We start from the raw sequence: 17,791 nt of genomic DNA, 5'->3' as shown, positions 1-17,791 counted from the left end.
AAAACCAGCTTGTAAAAGTATTTTAATATAAAGTTGCTTTACAGTAAACAGGTAAAAACAGATGCTCGGTAGCTACAGCGTTGGTTTTTGCCGGATAGTTGAATAAGCCGGTTTCTTCTGAAAAATTTTGCACCAGAAATTTAATTATTCCGGGCGCGTCCATAATTAATGGCCGGTGCAAAGCACGTGTACATTCTTTTCACTCGGTAAAAAATAATGCAACAATCATGAAAAATCAAAAGCTTAAACTCGACCAATTAAAAGTCCAGAGCTTTGTAACGGACTTTGATAAAGAACAAAACCAAACCCAGGAAATAAACGGCGGTACCGGCCGCGCCTATTGTATCGATGCCTCCCAGCTTATTATTTGCATGGGGCCGCGGCTTACTGTAACCCGCAATATTTCTTGCTTTGCGGCTACCTGTAATTATGCCCTTTGCAACCCCGACCAAATTCCGACCAGAATACCCACCGATTTCCCGATTCCTACCACTTCTATAGGCACGGGTAATTTAAGTTTCTAAGGTGCTCTATCTGTTTGATTTATACTTAATAGTCCAATCTCTCCAATTATTTTCTTTTTTCTTAACCTTTAAATTTTAACAATCATGAAAAACCAAAAATTAAACCTCGATGAATTAAAAGTGCAAAGTTTTGTTACCGACTTCGATAAGGAGCAGGAGCAAACCCAGGATGTAAATGGTGGTGGCTCTTACCAAATTTACTGTGTGTCGCAAAGAACCTTGCAAAAAGATTGCTTTTTTGTGCCGGTAACTACTACCAAATTTACCGATATCTGGTCGTTGGGATGCTCTTACGGCTGCCCAAATACCATAGATATTTCGGATGTAATCGACAATCCGGTGGTAAGATTCTAACCTGTATGCTGCCTGCTGCTTGCAATTAATGCGGGCAGCAGGTATTTTTTACCTCCCGCCTGGGCTAAAAACTGGTTCGGCTATTATCTGGTAATTAAAATATAAAGGTTGAATAGTTTACAAAAGGTAAAAGTATTTTACAAAAGCCTGCTCCTCCATTTTACAAAAGCAAATTCCTGCTAACTCTTCCTGTAAATAATTCCCTTCAAATATCATCATGAAACAGTTTCCTTTTTACCGGCAACTAGATGCCATGGATTGCGGCCCTACCTGTTTGCGCATGGTGGCTAAGCACTACGGTAAAATTTATTCGCTGCAAGCCCTGCGGCAGAAAAGTTATTTTACCCGCGAGGGCGTGTCGCTGCTGGGAATTAGCGATGCCGCCGAGTCCATTGGTTTCCGGACGCTGATGGCTAAAATTCCTTTCAAAAAATTAAAAGAAGAAGCGCCTACACCTTTTATTGCGCATTGGCGGCAGCGGCATTTTGTGGTGGTGTATGGGTTTAAAAAAGATATTGTATACGTAGCCGATCCTAGTCATGGATTAATTCAATATACCCGGCAGGAGTTTCTGGATGGTTGGTTATACGGCCAGCCCAAAGAAGCTGAAGCGGGAATTGTACTGTTCCTGGAAACTACTCCGGCTTTTTATACCCAAGACGATGAAGTAAGTGCCAATAAACTAAGTTTTGGATTTTTGCTGGCTTACCTGAAGCCTTATAAACGGTTTTTGGTGCAGCTTTTTGTGGGCATGCTGGTGGGCAGTTTGCTGCAATTAATATTTCCGTTGCTTACCCAATCTATTGTGGATGTGGGTATTAATACCCAGAATATAAATTTTGTAAACCTGGTGCTGGCGGGGCAATTAATGCTGTTTTTCAGCCGGACGGCCGTGGAAATGATTCGGAGCTGGATTTTGCTGCACATTGGTACCCGCATTAATATTTCCATTCTGTCGGATTTTTTAATTAAGCTGATGAAGCTGCCGCTCGGCTTCTTCGATACCAAAATGATTGGGGATTTATTGCAGCGCATCGGCGACCACAAACGCATCGAAAGCTTCCTGACTTCTTCTACGTTAAGCGTAGTTTTTTCCTTTGTCAACCTGCTCATTTTTGGGGTGGTGCTGGCTTATTACGACCTTAAAATATTCGGCATATTTCTGCTGGGCAGTTTGCTCTACGCCACTTGGGTGCTGGTTTTTATGAAACGCCGCCGCGATTTAGATTATAAGCTCTTCGACCAAATGGCCGCCAACCAAAGTAATTTAATTCAACTCATTAGCGGCATGCAGGAAATTAAACTCCAGAACTGCGAACGGCAAAAGCGTTGGGAGTGGGAGCGCATACAAGCTTCCTTATTTAAAGTAAGCATTAAAACCCTGGCCCTGAACCAGTACCAGGAAAGCGGCTCGATATTTATTAACGAAGCCAAGAATATTTTTATCACGTACATGGCGGCCAAAGCTGTAATCAGCGGCGAAATTACCTTGGGAATGATGCTGGCCGTGCAATCCATTATCGGGCAGTTAAATGCCCCCATTAACGAGATGATTAGCTTTATCCGGTCTTTGCAGGATGCTAAAATCAGCCTGGAGCGGTTGGGCGAAATTCACCAGAAAAAGAACGAGGAAGACGATAAAGAACCCAAAGTAGTGCTGTTTCCGGAAGATGGTTCGCTTACCCTGCACAATATTGGTTTTAAATACGAAGGCGCACACGCCGAAAAAGTCCTTAAAAATATATCGCTTACCATTCCGCAAGGTAAAACCACTGCCATTGTGGGGGCCAGCGGCAGCGGCAAAACCACTTTAATTAAACTGCTCTTAAAATTTTACGAGCCTACCCACGGCGAAATAAAGTTGGGTGGCATGGGCTTTTCGCACTTTAGTAACCGGCACTGGCGGGAACGCTGCGGCGCTGTAATGCAGGATGGCTATATTTTTAACGACACTATTGCCCGCAACATTGCCGTCGGCGACGATGACATAGACCGCGAACGCCTGCTCTACGCCGTAAAAGTGGCTAATATTCAGGAATATATTGAGTCGCTGGCGCTAAACTACAACACCAAAATTGGCGGCGACGGCCACGGGTTAAGCCAGGGTCAACGGCAACGTATTTTAATTGCCCGGGCCGTGTACAAAAACCCTGATTATATCTTTTTCGACGAAGCCACTAATGCGTTGGATGCCAACAACGAACGCGCCATTATGGGTAACCTGAACAGTTTCCTGGAAGGAAAAACCGTGGTAGTAGTGGCGCACCGCTTAAGTACCGTTGTAAACGCCGACCAGATTATTGTGCTCGACAAAGGCCAGATTATTGAACACGGAACCCACGCGGAATTAGCCGGACAGCGCGGCGCTTATTTTCAATTGGTCCGCAACCAGTTAGAACTCGGCACCTGATAAAGATATCTCTTTTTCACCCAATATTTACCTCTCTATGGAAACAAAACTAAGTAAGCTGATTCTGAACGAAGCCGTTCGGATAGGGGATGAGTTGCTGGCCAAAGCCGAAAAAGAGCCCCAGGGTATGAGCTGGAAAACCATTCACCAGCAAGGCAATAATATACAATGGCATAAATCCGAAAGCATTTACAATGGGGTTTGCGGTATTGTACTTTTCTTCGCCGAACTCTATAAACAAACCCAACAAGAAAAATATTTGCAAGCGGCCCAGGAAGGCGGCCGTTGGGTGGAATATTACTGCCATGAACACCCGGCTACCAATTACGCCTTTCTTACTGGCCGCATGTCGGTGCCATATACTCTTTTGCAATTACACCGGCTTACCCAAAATCCCGAATATTTAACCAAGGCGTTGGCTATAACCAAAACTGGTTTAAAAGATTGGCAACCTGGTGCCATGGAATATATAAATGGCCTGGCCGGAACCTTGTTGTGCCTGGTTCATCTGCACGCCGCTACTCAGGAAGGCTGGCTGCTGGAATATATTAATATTTACACCGAGAAATTATTGGCCCAGACGCATATCAGCAAAAAAGGAATTTACTGGGATCGCGCGCCGATAAATATTCACGGCTTATGCAGTTTCTCGCACGGAGCATCGGGCGTGGGCTATGTGCTGCTGGAACTAGGCCAATATTTGCAGAACCCCGCTTTTTTCTGGTTAGCTGAGCAAGCTTTTAATTACGAGGCGCAATACTACAACGCAGAATTAAATAATTGGCCCGATTTCCGGAAAATGGCATTAACCCCAACCGATGAACGGGCGCAACAGCAAGCCTACGAAACCGGCGCTTATAATTATTTTACCATCGGGGCCAGCATGAATGCCTGGTGCCACGGCGCAGCCGGTATTGGTTTAGCGCGTTTACGTGCGGTTAAGTTCTTGCAAAATCCCGAGTACGCCACGGAAGCCCAACAAGCCCTGGCGCACACCTTAGAAAATATTGGGGAAATTGGCGGTACGGCTTCTTATACACTTTGCCACGGGGCGGGCGGCAATGCCGAAATATTTTTACAAGCCTTTGAGGTATTCGGAGATGCGGCTTACCTCGAAATGGCCGAATCAGTAGCCATTGCGGCTATACAATCGCGGGTAGAAAATGGTGGTTATCGTTCCGGAACTAAATATTCCGGCGCAGATACCAGCTTGTTTATGGGTAACGCGGGTATTGGTTATTTTTACTTAAGGCTGCTGCAACCCCGGCAGGTTCCTTCAGTTTTACTCCCCAGCCTGGAAAATAATGTTAAAACCAATATTGCGCCTTATTCTAATTTAAGCCTTTCGGTAGGGAACATGCAGCGCAAATTAATTGGCAAAATATTCCCCCGCACCCTGCACTTACTCGAAAATTTGCTGCCAAAGGCCGTAGAAAATTACTTCCAGAAGCAAGTTGCTGCAATTGCTCAATCCGATTCTTTCCTGGATGATTTTGTGCAATGGGCAAAAGACCAAATGGCTTTGCTGCCCTTAGCTAAAAGCCATTTGCTGTACGAAGGGCTGCTGGTTGAGTGGCTAAAACTACAAATGAACGAGGATATTACGAGCGATGCTCTGTTAACCTACAAAAACCAAAAGAAGAGCCAACGGATTGCTGTGCTAACCGCTTTATCGGATGCGGCTTTAGCCGGAACTATTTTGGTAGTAGATCACGATATGCAATTGCTCAATATTCAATATAAATATTACCCCCATAATCTGGCAGAATCGCCATCGAATATTGCCATATCAGCTGACGAACATACGTTATTGTTGATGCCCGCGCTCACTTATACCCAGGAACAGGAATTGGCCGATTTTACGGCTACGGTATTGGCTGTTTTCTCCGAAGAAAAAACCGTAGCCGCCGGTATGCAGGACATCTTAAATCAATTTGAGGAGTTAGCGCCCGCCCAAACCACTAGGCTGCAAAAAATGGTTTTGGCGCAAATCCGGCAAGCTATTCGGGCAGGAATTTTACTGGAACACGAACAGCATCCTTTACCGGTTATCGCCAAACCCGTTCTGGCGGCGCATTAAAGCAATGCCTTTCGATATTTCATTATTTCCTAAATATTAAAACTATGCCTACTTATAAATATTCTTTAAACGGACAGGCCGCAGCAGAAAGCCAAGCTATTGAATTACGGACCGAAGAAGTGCAGGAGTTATTGGGGCAAATGCCGGGCTGGCTGATTCGGTGGGGAATTACGGTGGTGTTTTCTATTGTGGGCTTACTAATTTTAGCGAGCTGGCTCGTAAAATATCCCGATGTGCTCACGTCCAGGGTTGTACTTACTACCAAAACGCCCCCCGTTAGCGTGGTTGCCCGCACCCAAGGCCGTATTCAGTTTTGGGTAAAAGATAAAGAACGTGTACAAAAAGGCACTTACCTGGCTGTTATCGAAAGTCCGGCGGCCATAAACGATGTGCGCAACTTAACCGGGTATCTCCGGCAACTAAAACACCAATTAAAGCAGGCAAAAGCAACCGCTATTACCAATGTAGCTTTGCCCGAAAATTTGCGTTTGGGTGAATTGCAGGAGTCGTACCTGGCGTTGCTGAACAGTTTGCAGGAGTACCAGCGCAACCACCGCACAAACTTACCGGCCAAACAAATTCAGGGGATAGAACAACGAATTAAGGGCTACGAAGCGCTAAACGCTCAACTGGAAAACCAGCAGCAATTATTATTGGAAGAACTGCAACTGGCGCAAAAACGCTATACCGTGGATGCTAAGCTGCTGGAAGAAAAAGTAATTGCGGATATTGATTTGGACCGCACCAAAAATGCTTACCTGCAAGCAAAACGGGCTTTTGAATCGGCCCAGGGCCAAATAATTAATAACCAACTGGTAATAGCCCAACTCCAAAGCCAGGTTACCGAATACCAAACCAACGCCGCGGATCAGGAAGGCCGGCTGCGCCTTAACATCGAAACCGCCTTAAAACAACTCGAAAGCCGGCTGGATGCCTGGGAGGAGCAATACGTGTTTAAAGCCCCTATTGCCGGCGAGATAGCTTTTGTAAAATATTGGAGCAACAACCAGTTTATAAACGCCGGCGAAGGGGTATTCACCATTGTGCCACCGTCCGAGGACTTGTTTGCCCAGGTACAACTACCCATAACCGGTTCGGGTAAAGTAGAGCCCGGGCAGCGGGTAAATATTAAGTTCGATAATTACCCTTCACCCGAATACGGTATGGTAAAAGGCACGGTGCAGGCTATTTCTGTAATTCCACAAAATAACATGTACACCATCCAGATTGCGCTGCCCCAGGGTTTAACTACCAGTTATCGCCGGAAATTGCCGTTCCGGCAGGAAATGCCGGGTACTGCCGAAATTATTACCAAAGATTTACGCCTCAGCGAACGCATTTTTCATCAGTTCCGGGCTTTGCTCGATAACCCCAGGAGCTAGCCAATTATTCTAAATATTCTCAACCAGGCACCTTTCAGCCCTTTAAAGTTAACATATTATGAAGCTTTTTCCTTACATCCTGACCCGCATTGGCGGCGGCTCTTACGAGAATTTAGCCCAGGTAGATTACAGCGCGTTAAACCACCAGGTAGAACAACTGATCGCCCGGCAACAAGAAAAAATGCGGTTGAAAGCGCAACTGTGCACCCATTTGTTAGAGGTACTCAAAAATTTACCGGATCAGAAAATCCAAAACCAGGTGCTGAACCTTAGGCGCGATATTTTTAACCAACGAACGGTAAAACCGCAGCTTTTAGTCGTAGCCAAACAATATTTACCCAAAGATTTAAACACCGATTTAGAAGCTTACTTCACTTTTGCGGCGAACCTAAAAGCTGAAGAAGAAAAAACAGCCGCCACATACGCACAGTTACTTTACGCCAGCCGCCAGCATTTACAACAATTAGCGCACGACGAATCTTTACAAAAAGGTTTGGTGCTTTCGAGTCAGTCGTTGCTTAATGCCTTAAAAGATTATACGCAGCAGGAGCCCAATACTTTCCGGAAAAAAGAATTTCAGACCGAACAAAGTTTGCTGAAATATTTAACCCGCATGTATACCAAAACTTCGCCCTTTAGCACTTTTAATAATTTGGCGTTGGGCACCCTTGCTGCTTTGCCCAACGAAGTTATCCGGGTAAAAACTAACCCGGAGGCAGAAAAATCAGTGGTGAGCCATATCCGGTTAAACAACAATTTATTTAAATATTTAAAAGATTTATTTACCGTTAGTAAAGCAATTTACCCCCATTTGCGGTTGCGCGCCAACCCCACCATCGAGCAGAAAGCACACCACTATGTGTACCTCACCAACCACAATAATGTAGATGCTTTTCAGCGGATTCCGCTATCGCCGGTGTTGGGGTTAATATTACAAGTAGTGCAAGCCAACCAGGCTGGTATTCGTTTTGCCCAACTGGTGAGCGAAATTTGCGAATTTGTAGATGCCCCGGCCGATAATATTCAGGCTTATCTCCGGCAATTAATCAGTTACGGCTTTCTGGAGTTCGACCTGGGTGTATCGGGCACCGACCCGGATTGGGATTTAAAATTAATTTCGCAGTTAACCTACTTAGAGCAACAGGAAGTTAGCCACATAGCAGAGTTAAGCGAAACGCTACAATATATTCGCCAACAGGCCAACCAATATGGTCAGGCTGCGGTAACGGAGCGCCAGCAAATATTAAATCAGGTTTACGCGCGGTTCCGGAATATTTGTATGAACCTGCACGAAGCAGCCAGCTTACCCGAAACAGAACGGAAAACACCCGAAGAACTGCAAACCGAGTGGCTGGTTGCCCAGAAAGAAGTGGAACGCCAGAAAAAAGAAAACGGCCATCCGGTAGCAGCAGCCGTGTTGGTGGCGGAGGAAGCCGCCGCTGCTACACCGCAAGAAAAAGTTTTTGAGCATAAATCATCTACTTACTTTGGCTTTAAACCCGAACAGCTATTTTACGAAGATACGTTACGGGAAATAGACGTGCAGCTTGATGAAGCACAATTAAACGGATTGGTAGAAAATTTATCTAGCCTGCTACAAGAAATGCACTTGTTCCGGGGTATGGCCGATGACCAGGATTTAATGCGGCAATATTTTAAGCAAAAGTACGGTACTGGTGGCCAAATAAACTTGCTCAATTTTTACGAAGATTTCTACCGCGAAATAAAAAAGCCGGAAGCTGAATGGTTAGCCCGCAAGCAACAAGAAAACAACCAGCAAGATAAAGCACCGCGCCAAACTAACCCGGAAGAAAATATTGCTGGAACAGAGGCGCAGGAACAAAACCGGGATAAGGAGCAAACACCGGCTTTAAATCGAAATACCTTAATAGAATCGCACACCGAAAAAACTAAAGGCTGGCTGCAAAATTTTGTCGCGGCGATGCAGCCTTTGGTAGTTACTCCAGCGCAACAAGTTGATATATCGTTAGGGCTTATCCGGCAAATTACGGGTACAGCAACTGAATCCGAAAATAATGAGAAGCTATTTGGAAATTCCTACGGCGCTTTTGTGCAGTTATACCAAGAAAAAGATGCCGCCGGTAAATGGCAGTTAAAAGGCGTATTGAATGCTTCGCTGCTTGGTTATAGCAAAATGATTAGCCGGTTTCTGCATATTTTACCCGATGCGGTAACCCAAACCGCCAAAGAATGGAATACTGCTTTGCAACCGCCCGATAGCTTATTTATAGAAAATTGCGATGCTTCTTATTTTAACGCCAACCTGCACCCGCCACTGATGCCTTACGAAATCCGGATGCCCGGTGGGCACAACAGTTTGCCTGTAGAGAACCAATTGCCCATTTCGGATTTTGAAGTAAGCCTGAATGAACCGGCCGATGAGTTGCAATTAGTGCATAAACCTACGGGTAAACGAAGCTATGTATTCGATTTGGGTTTTCAGGCCCACGGCGGGCGTTCGCAGCTTTTTCAGCTCCTCGATAAATTTACCCGGGCCGAATATTTATTTACTTACCCGGTCGTTTCGGCAGTAAACGCCGCCGTAGAAAAGAACCTAACCGAAACAGCCGCCACAGAAACCGAACCGCGCATTTTGGTGCGGCCCCGCATTGTATATCAAAACCAATTAACCATTCAGCGCAAAGGCTGGTATGTGCCAAAAGCCTTGATTCCGCAGCGGCAACCCGATTGGTCTGATTGGCATTATTTCCTGGCCTTGAATGCCTGGCGCCAGGCCCATGATATTGTGGATGAAGTTTACGTGACCATTGCGCCCAACCGGCAGCAAACCGGCTTAAATCCGGAGCAAACCAAAAAGCTGGGCCGCGATGATTACAAACCCCAGTACATTAATTTTAACGATCCGCTTTTTGTGCTCTTGTTTGAGAAGCTCCTCGCCAAAGTGCCCGATAGTCTGAAAATAGAAGAAATGTTACCCAACTCAAAACACTTACTGCAGCTAGATAAGCAGCGGTTTGTAACAGAATGTGTGGTACAATGGCAACAGTAATAGGTTAAGAGGTTTCCGGCTGCCTGGTATAATAACTTCGCTTTGTAACTGGTTTTTGTCATCCTGAGCGCTATAACAGCATATATGAAGTAGCTAATTAGCTATTTCAACAAGCTCAACCTGACAATAATAATGTAAGCGCTTTAATCAATTGATTATATTTTAAGTTCAGCATTAAATAACATTACGATGAAATCAAATTTGCACCCCCAATCCGGTTGGCTATCCGCGCATTTGTTTTATAACGAGCCCTGGGAAGAATTTCTTAAGAAGGGAGTAATGCCCTTCGTGCAGCAAATATTAACTAACAGGCAGGCCGAACAATTTTTCTTTATACGGTATTGGGAAAAAGGGCCACATATCCGGTTGCGTTTTAAAGGAAACCCTGAGGTGCTGGAAAATCAGGTTAAACCAAAGCTGGTGCCATATTTTTCGGATTATTTTCAGGCAAATCCTTCTCAGCGTACCGACCCGGCCCGGCTCTCAGAAATCCCAGCCGCTTACCAATGGTATCCGAATAATTCCATCCAGTTTATTCCGTACGAACCCGAAACGGAACGCTACGGCGGCGAAGCCGGAATATTAATTGCCGAGCGCCAGTTTCAAGCGTCTTCGGAGGCGGTATTGGCCGTACTACAGGAGAAAAATAACTGGGATTACGATCAGGCGTTGGGTACCGCTATTCAACTGCACTTAGGCTTTGCTTTTGCCGCCGGCATGGACTTTGCCGAAACCGTTTCCTTTTTTGCGAGTATCTTCCGGAACTGGCTGCCGCGCGCTTGCTTCTCTTACCCGCAGCAGCTAACGCCCGCCAAGATAAAAGTTCGTCAAGAAACCGTGTTAAAAGCATTCCGGAATACGTACCAAAAGCAAAAAGCTTTTTTGTTGCCGCTTTTTACCCAACTATGGCAGGCTCTGGAAAACCAGAACGAGTTTGAGCAGGCCTGGTTTAATAAATGGTTAAGCCAAATGCGGGCGGTAAACGCAGCTTTAAGGCAGGCGCAGGCCACTGGGCAGTTACATACCCCCGCCGGGTACGCAAATTTGTTCCCCGAAACTGCTCTTCAGGAGCCGCAACAGCGCTGGGCCATTTACGACAGCTATATTCACATGACGAATAACCGTTTAGGTATTCTGAACCGCGATGAAGGCTATTTGGGTTACCTGATAAAAGAAGGCTTAACCGAAATGGCTTTACAAACGGCCTAAGGTACTTTTTTAACTCCTAAAGCAATACTACCGCCATATTTACCTTCCCGGAAATACTAGTAAATAGGTATTGCTTTAAACACCAGAATAAGTTACTTTTATACTGGTAAGGTCAAAATTTTACTTGCCAAAATTACAAAAATCGCTTGTTTTAGTTAGGTATTTGGCACTGCTGTTACAAACGATTGTTACTCGAAAAATTATGAAGTAGTTGGGTGCTCTTTTTTGCACTTTACGGCTAAGTCCCCGGTTTTCTTTCCGGCCAAAAGGAAAGAAATGATTCGCAGCGCTAATAATTAAGGCTCCTTTGGGCGTTTGGGGCTAAACAGGCAAATTGTAAACAGGCTGTTATGCGGAATAAGAATTTACCTCAGTTTTTTGTCCTGACCTTGGTGGCTTTACTCACAAAGGGCTTAGTTGCTAAAATTTTAGGAAGAGTTGGGTCTTATTCTAAGCAACATTCGCCGGCGAATGGAAAAGCAAATGCGTCGCAGGTTCGTTACAGCCGCAAGAGTGAGCGTTTGTGGGAAGAAAGCCCGGAGTGTTCTAGGTCTAAAGTCAGGTTTAAATTTACTTACCGGAGCAAATACCAGAATGCCTACGGCGAACCAGTTTTTTATATAAACAAAACAGAACAGAATTGGGCACGCCCGGTAATTAGCGGCAACGTGCCCGGTTTTTATTATGCCTACCCGGGGGGGTTAAATATTGATGCCCAAACCGGCGAAATTAATATTAACGAAAGCGATGCCGGCGTAAGGTATACCGTAGAGTTTACACCCTTTAACAGCGATTGCGTGGTACGCACCCAAGTGGTGATTAGCGGCGTTGGTTACGAAGGCGGTATTTTTTCTTTATCTGCTCCCGGCGACCTAACCTTACAACCTTTTTACTTTGGCAGTACCAGCCCCGACGAAGAAGTGCCATCCAGAGAAGTGCCGGCCCGGCGAGCGCCTGCCGGTGAGTTTGGCCTTTACCCCCAACCCAACCAAAAACCAACTGCCGATTTACTGGGGTTAGCGTTAAACCGCGAAACAGCAATTATTGATTTAAGAAAAACCATTGAAAGTGGGGCCTTGGGGTTCCGGCGAAACCCCGATGGAAGCTGCGATAATTTTCCTGAGAACGGTACCAGCAAAGATTTTACTATTTATTACCGGTTAAAGTCAGGCCCGGCAGCGGGTGTTTTAAATAAAACCAAAATCCGGATTCATTTTTTTGATACCGAAGAAGATATGCCGGATGATTTAAAAGTGCGGATTCGGCAACAGCATCATTCTATTTTCCGGCGCACGTTACCACTAGCCCTGTTGCCCGGCTTGTCCGGGGCTTTTTTATCGGATTCGCCTTGGGAAATATTAGCGCCTGTGTTTGCCGCCCTTACCTCGTTGTTTTTCCTGATGTCGAAGGCCAAAGAAAGCAGCAGCCCCATGATTCCGCCAGAAGTATGTGTGCGGAGGTAATTCAAAATACCCGGAATACCCGGAATATTTAGGTGCAAAAAGTAAGGAATTATTAAGGGCTTTGCTTATTTGTTTGCGCGCAGCTATTCCGAAAGCTACATTACCAGATTACTGCTGTAGTTATTATGAGCCAATGTGGGCTAAAAATATGGAGTAAATGTATTTTAATAACCTTACTTTGCGGTTGGGTAAATAATGGTTTTGCGCAACAGCCCACTTATCAGCAACAAGCCAAACAGTTATGCGAACAGGCGTATGCGTTATTATTTGAGCAAGGTAACGATAGCCTGGCTTTACAAAAATACCACGCAGCAAAAGCTATTTATACTGGCAAAATCCCAAGCGATTTAAATTTGGTAGATGCTTGTTTTGGCTTAGGCATTATTTACCAGATGCGCGGCAACTACCGCCAGGCCATTAAAAATTATCAGGAATCGGTGGCGTACGAGCAAAATATTAACCCACAGGCAGATTCCAGTTCTTTTTACCCGCTCGTTTTAATTTCCGAAAGTTATATTCACCTGAATCATTACGACTCGGCTTATACTGCTTACGAAAAGGCCGCCCGCGTACTGGCAAAATACCCGCATATTCCTTCGGCTTATGCCATGCGGTTCTACAATGGCTTAGGTAGTTTGTATTATTTATTTGGTAACTACGCCCAGAGCACCAATTACTACGAAAAAGTATTAAAAATATTAACGCCGGATGGCAATGCGCCGCCTCCCGCTAACACCGATCAGGTTACGCGGTACGTCATGTACAGCAACAATATTGCCAGCGCCTATCGTAAACTTGGTCTTTATCAGCCCGCTATAAATAAAATTAAAGGTTTAATCCGGTATAATATTATCAGCAATCTATTGTATCAGAATATTGCTACCGCTTATCTGCAATTAAATAAACCCGACAGCGCTAAAACGTACCTGCAAAAAGTTAAATTAAAGAATATTCCGGACGGGGCCAGTTTAGATGCTACCGCCGAAGAAATAGATTATTACAATAGTTTTGGCGCAGTTTACTTAAAAACCAAAAATTATAGCCAGGCTTTAAAGAACTATAACCAGGCACAGGAAATTTGCCTGGCCCGCTTAAATGCCAAAAACGATGGCTTAGCTATGGCTTTTGCCGGCAAAGGACAAGTATACGCCGCCCAGAAGCAATATTTACCGGCTTTAAAACAATACCAAGGAGCGCTTCAGGCGTTGCATTTTACTGCTAATAGCACCAATATTTACCAAAATCCTAAGGATTTCCGGAATGTAATTGCCCCGCTGCTCTATTTCGAAATATTAATTTCTAAAGCAGAAGCGTTCCGGCAATATTTTGCGCAAACCCACCACCTAACCGATTTGGAGGCAGCGCTTAAAACCTACCAGGCAGCCTTTGAGCTGGCCGCCCATATTCGCAAGGGTTTCGATTCTGACGAAGCTAAATTGTTTTTAACGAATACCGTGGCACCTGCTTACGAAGAGGCAATTGCCACTGGTTTTGCACTTTTTAACCGAACCAACCAAACCCGTTACCTTCAGGTTGCTTTTGCTTTAGCCGAAGAAAATAAAGCCGCTGTGCTGGCCGAAAGTTTACGCGATTTAGAAATAAAGAAAATTCCGGGTATCAGTCAGGTTTTGCTGCGCCAGGAAGCAAATTTAAAACGTAGTAATGCCGCATTGCTGGTTAAGTTGGCCGAAGATACCGTTAGCAGCGCCCGCAGAGAAATGTACCGCACTTATATCCGCGATAACGAAATTAAACTAGCTAAAATTTACAAAGACTTTGAAAAGAACAAGCGCTATTACGCCCTTAAGTACGATACCAAACCGTTAAATATTAGCCAGGTTCAGGCAGAACTCGATGGCAAAACGGCGGTAGTGGAATATTTTATCGGTAAAAAACACTTGTATGCTTTTGTTATTTCGCAAGATAACTTTACCGCCAAAATAATTAGCAATACTGCCGATTTTACGCGCAATTGGCAAAAATTATATGCGGCATTGTACCAGGCTAAACCGGGCTACCGTTACCAGGGCAATGATGCGGCGCACCAATTATACCAACAACTGCTGGCACCACTTACCCCCGCAATAGCTCAAAAAGAACGTTTACTCATAATACCCGATAAAGCACTTTGTTATTTGCCTTTCGAAGCACTGGTTCCGGATGTAAATAATTCCCGTTACTTAATTCAGGATTATACGGTAAGTTATGCTTACTCGGCCAAGCTGTTGCATCCGGTTTCCAGAAGTAGTGTAAACAAGCGAGCCGTTTCGGTGCTGGCGATGGCCCCTTTTGGCGAAATTAGCCGGCAGGAAAATAAAACTACGCGGGCCAATTTGCTGGCACCTTTGCTGGCCTCGGCGGGGGAAGTAGAAAATATTGGCGGCCAGGTTTATATTGGGAAAGCAGCTACAAAAGAGCGACTGCAACAACTGGTTCGTAAATTTGATATTGTGCATTTGGCTACGCATGCCAAAGCTGATAACCAGGACCCATTGCAATCGTACATTGCTTTTTACCAGCATAATTTGCAAAATAGTTCGCGGCTCTATGCTTCGGAAATTTATAATTTGCCTTTAAGCAAGCTTAAACTGGTGGTTTTAAGTGCCTGCGAAACCGGTAATGGCAAACTCATAAATGGAGAGGGCATTATGAGTCTGGCCCGGGCCTTTGCTTACGCGGGCTGCGCCAGTATTATAACTACTTTGTGGCAAGCCGAAGATAATGCTACTGCCTTTATTACTACCCGCCTGCACAACTACTTAAAAAGAGGTAAACCTAAAGATGAGGCGTTGCGTCTGGCCAAGCTCGATTACCTTCAATCGCAAACTAATTCCCGGCAGCAATCGCCGGTATATTGGGCCAATTTTATCTTTATCGGCGATGAGGCTCCTGTTTATCCTGATAATATTCCTCTGGGCTGGGTTTTCGGGACAACTGCTATTAGTATTCTGGCCATTTGGCTGCTTTACAAACGTAGGCAACGAAGTAAGCGGGTAGTAGTAAATGCTTAGGTTTTATTGTAATCCTGCTATTAGAATAAGCAAAAGTGTATTGGTGGTTGTAAATAATTAATCCTACTATCAAATAGAATCTCGACTTAAAAACGAGATTTTGTCATCCTAAGCTTGTCGAAACATCTATAACAGCATTGTAAGTAATTATTAGATGTTTCGACAAGCTCAACATCACCGCAATAATGTAAGCTTAGTAACCAATTGATTAAGATTTTAGCTATTTTGACAAGCTCAGAATAACCACAATATTTTAAGGACTTTAATTATTCTGCAGCCTCTTTAAACTTATATTTCTTCAAAATCTCTTGTGCTTTGTCTGAATATTCGTTCTCTGGGTTAGCGGCCAACTCTTTAAATATTGCTTTGGCTTTGCTGTCCTGGCCTGCTTTAATATAACTTAAGCCCAGGTACCATTTAGCTTCAGGGGCAAATTCCTGGTATTGCTGCAAATAAGTTTCATAGGTGCTGATTGCTTGCTGGGTTAAACCGGCCGAGAGGTAAGCATTGCCTAAGTAGAACAAGGCTTGTTCATCGGCAGCTGTTGCTAATAGTTGCTTATATAAACTAATGCTGTGCTGGTAATCGCCGGCATTGTACGCAACTGCGGCTTCTGTAGCTAACGCATTCTCATTAGGCGCACTTCTAAAGGTTTCTATGGGGTAAGGCGTATAATAAGCGGTGTAAATTTCTGCAGAAGAGGTTTGGGTATTGAAAAATATTAGGGTGCTGGTAATTATTAAAATAATAGTAGCGGCCGCCATTGCCCAGTAAGGTTTTGCGTTGAGCCAGGCTAATTTATCGTTTATAAATTCTTTTATTTTATCTGCCCACGATGGCTCGGCTTGGGTAGGGGCGTAGCGGTAGCTTTCCTGGCTTATTTCCTGGTGATAATTTTCGAATTGCAGCCGCATGGCGTTGCGGCCGGCTGCTTTTAAATTCCGCACAATGGCCTGTTCCAGGGCTACATCGTTTCTGAATGCTGCATCGGCCGCTAGCTTGTTTTTAAATTCAGCTAACACGTTTCCGCTTAGCTTGCCCTGTACATATTGCTCTATCAGCTCGTTTTTATTTGCATCGTCAATCATAACTTTAAATTCTTAGGGCTAATGAGTAATCGCATTTTTCAGACGGTCTTTACACCGGAATTTTTGCTGCTTGGCTACGTTTATGCTTTTATAATTAAGTTTTTGGGCAAGTTGCTCCATGTTTAATTTTTCGTAATAAAACCCGATTAGTAAACTCTTGCAAGGTTCGCCCAATTGGTTTATGGCAAGCATTATTTGATTATCGTCGGGCAAATCTGCTGTTTCTTCCGGCGTATCAACTGGTATTTCGGTTACTTCGGTGTAGGTTTCTATATCAATAAATTTAACCCTGCCTCTTAAGCGGTACAACCATTTCCGACGACAGATAGAATAAATAAAAGTTTTAATCTTGCAGGTGAGTACAAAATGTTCATCCCAAACTTTTTCCAGAAAATCCAGCATGCTATCCTGGTATAAATCTTTTGCTTCGGCTTCGTTGCCATTATTTACCTTAACCATTTGTAAAATCATGGGCCAATTAGCCTGGTAAACGGTGCGTATAGTGTTTTCATCTCGGCTCTTTAAGGCATGCAGAATTTTTTCCTCGGTCATCGGGTAAAATGCTTTAAATACCCACCCTTTCTTTTTCGCTCCAGAATAGGTTTAAGTCGGGTATTTTAGTGGGTGTACACTTACTACGGAAGGTATCTAGCGCTTAATTTAATATTAATAGCAGAATCCTGATTAAGTTAACCAATAAATTAGCAATTTATTTAATTAAATAGTGTCTTAATCATTTGGCTTTTTGGAAGATACAATACGATAGAAATTAATGGCAAAGCAATTGCGGCTTCCCTGTTTAATAATTTGCCAGATACAATAGTGTTCGTTTCGGATAATCTTGATGATATAAAATAATGGGAGGCATAAATAAATAAATAAATAAATAATCTGCCTAAGCTTAAAAAGCAGCACCCCGGCTACATTCAGCCGGGGTGCTGCTTTTTTACAAGTTAACCCAGTAAAGTTAACCCAGTAAAGCTGATGTGGTTTTATCTACCCACCAGCAAGCGTTTAGCAGCTACTTGTTTATCCGTGACTAACTTGAGCAGGTACACGCCTTTGGCATAGCTGGCCACGTTCACAGCTACTTCCAGGTTCTGGTTAGCTTTAGCGGTACCACTGGCTAAGGTTTTTACTTTTGCTCCCCGCAGGTCGTAGAGTTCCAAGGAATATTTACCGGCTTGTGGCAAGCTAAAGTTAATAGTGGCTTGTTCAACAGCCGGGTTGGGGTAAGCG

General features: G+C 44.3%; 12 protein-coding genes. 9 read left to right on the top strand and 3 right to left on the bottom strand.

Annotated elements, in window-relative coordinates; translation table 11 throughout:
* Positions 1 to 227: 227 nt before the first annotated feature.
* The 9 genes from F0145_RS20450 (at position 228) to F0145_RS20410 (ending at position 15,464) form a co-directional block, all read left to right on the top strand.
* Positions 228 to 524, top strand: a complete 297-nt coding sequence (locus tag F0145_RS20450; protein WP_150091441.1) for a pinensin family lanthipeptide — start codon at positions 228 to 230, stop codon at positions 522 to 524.
* A gap of 84 nt (positions 525 to 608) precedes the next feature.
* Positions 609 to 878, top strand: a complete 270-nt coding sequence (locus F0145_RS20445) for a pinensin family lanthipeptide (RefSeq protein WP_150091438.1) — start codon at positions 609 to 611, stop codon at positions 876 to 878.
* Between the two features lie 217 nt (positions 879 to 1,095).
* Entirely contained in the window at positions 1,096 to 3,288 is a 2,193-nt protein-coding gene (locus F0145_RS20440; protein ID WP_223816177.1) for a peptidase domain-containing ABC transporter, read from the top strand.
* Between the two features lie 37 nt (positions 3,289 to 3,325).
* Complete coding sequence (locus F0145_RS20435) at positions 3,326 to 5,368, top strand: lanthionine synthetase LanC family protein (protein ID WP_150091434.1); 2,043 nt, start codon at positions 3,326 to 3,328, stop codon at positions 5,366 to 5,368.
* 44 nt (positions 5,369 to 5,412) lie between these two features.
* Positions 5,413 to 6,750: an HlyD family secretion protein gene (locus F0145_RS20430; RefSeq protein WP_150091432.1), complete on the top strand. Its 1,338-nt coding sequence runs from the start codon at positions 5,413 to 5,415 to the stop codon at positions 6,748 to 6,750.
* Positions 6,751 to 6,808: 58 nt separating this feature from the next.
* Positions 6,809 to 9,781, top strand: coding sequence for a lantibiotic dehydratase (locus tag F0145_RS20425; protein ID WP_150091430.1), 2,973 nt, complete (start codon positions 6,809 to 6,811; stop codon positions 9,779 to 9,781).
* Between the two features lie 189 nt (positions 9,782 to 9,970).
* Positions 9,971 to 10,990, top strand: coding sequence for a thiopeptide-type bacteriocin biosynthesis protein (locus F0145_RS20420; protein WP_150091428.1), 1,020 nt, complete (start codon positions 9,971 to 9,973; stop codon positions 10,988 to 10,990).
* Between the two features lie 350 nt (positions 10,991 to 11,340).
* Positions 11,341 to 12,453, top strand: a complete 1,113-nt coding sequence (locus F0145_RS20415; protein WP_150091426.1) for a hypothetical protein — start codon at positions 11,341 to 11,343, stop codon at positions 12,451 to 12,453.
* A gap of 125 nt (positions 12,454 to 12,578) precedes the next feature.
* Positions 12,579 to 15,464: a CHAT domain-containing protein gene (locus tag F0145_RS20410; protein WP_150091424.1), complete on the top strand. Its 2,886-nt coding sequence runs from the start codon at positions 12,579 to 12,581 to the stop codon at positions 15,462 to 15,464.
* 266 nt (positions 15,465 to 15,730) lie between these two features.
* On the opposite strand, the gene F0145_RS20405 is transcribed toward F0145_RS20410, so the two are convergent.
* The 3 genes from F0145_RS20405 to F0145_RS20395 form a co-directional block, all read right to left on the bottom strand.
* A complete protein-coding gene (locus tag F0145_RS20405) occupies positions 15,731 to 16,552 on the bottom strand; it encodes a tetratricopeptide repeat protein (protein ID WP_150091422.1) in 822 nt (273 codons plus the stop codon).
* A gap of 18 nt (positions 16,553 to 16,570) precedes the next feature.
* On the bottom strand, positions 16,571 to 17,104 hold the full coding sequence (locus tag F0145_RS20400; protein WP_150091420.1) for an RNA polymerase sigma factor: 534 nt from the start codon (positions 17,102 to 17,104) through the stop codon (positions 16,571 to 16,573).
* Positions 17,105 to 17,544: 440 nt separating this feature from the next.
* A partial coding sequence (locus F0145_RS20395) for a T9SS type A sorting domain-containing protein (protein WP_150091418.1) occupies positions 17,545 to 17,791 on the bottom strand: 247 nt, incomplete at its 5' end.

Origin of the sequence: Adhaeribacter rhizoryzae (assembly GCF_008629685.1) — a bacterium.
Taxonomy (GTDB): Bacteria; Bacteroidota; Bacteroidia; order Cytophagales; family Hymenobacteraceae; genus Adhaeribacter; species Adhaeribacter rhizoryzae.
Note: the sequence above shows the minus strand (reverse complement) of the source record. Positions and strands in the feature narration are given on the sequence as shown.

What these genes read in the sequence shown, in the direction of transcription:
- F0145_RS20405 (WP_150091422.1), bottom strand. Translation starts at nt 16,552, where the DNA reads ATGATTGACGATGCAAATAAAAACGAGCTGATAGAGCAATATGTACAG.
- F0145_RS20410 (WP_150091424.1), top strand. Translation starts at nt 12,579, where the DNA reads ATGAGCCAATGTGGGCTAAAAATATGGAGTAAATGTATTTTAATAACC.
- F0145_RS20435 (WP_150091434.1), top strand. Translation starts at nt 3,326, where the DNA reads ATGGAAACAAAACTAAGTAAGCTGATTCTGAACGAAGCCGTTCGGATA.
- F0145_RS20440 (WP_223816177.1), top strand. Translation starts at nt 1,096, where the DNA reads ATGAAACAGTTTCCTTTTTACCGGCAACTAGATGCCATGGATTGCGGC.
- F0145_RS20430 (WP_150091432.1), top strand. Translation starts at nt 5,413, where the DNA reads ATGCCTACTTATAAATATTCTTTAAACGGACAGGCCGCAGCAGAAAGC.
- F0145_RS20450 (WP_150091441.1), top strand. Translation starts at nt 228, where the DNA reads ATGAAAAATCAAAAGCTTAAACTCGACCAATTAAAAGTCCAGAGCTTT.
- F0145_RS20400 (WP_150091420.1), bottom strand. Translation starts at nt 17,104, where the DNA reads ATGACCGAGGAAAAAATTCTGCATGCCTTAAAGAGCCGAGATGAAAAC.
- F0145_RS20425 (WP_150091430.1), top strand. Translation starts at nt 6,809, where the DNA reads ATGAAGCTTTTTCCTTACATCCTGACCCGCATTGGCGGCGGCTCTTAC.
- F0145_RS20420 (WP_150091428.1), top strand. Translation starts at nt 9,971, where the DNA reads ATGAAATCAAATTTGCACCCCCAATCCGGTTGGCTATCCGCGCATTTG.
- F0145_RS20415 (WP_150091426.1), top strand. Translation starts at nt 11,341, where the DNA reads ATGCGGAATAAGAATTTACCTCAGTTTTTTGTCCTGACCTTGGTGGCT.
- F0145_RS20445 (WP_150091438.1), top strand. Translation starts at nt 609, where the DNA reads ATGAAAAACCAAAAATTAAACCTCGATGAATTAAAAGTGCAAAGTTTT.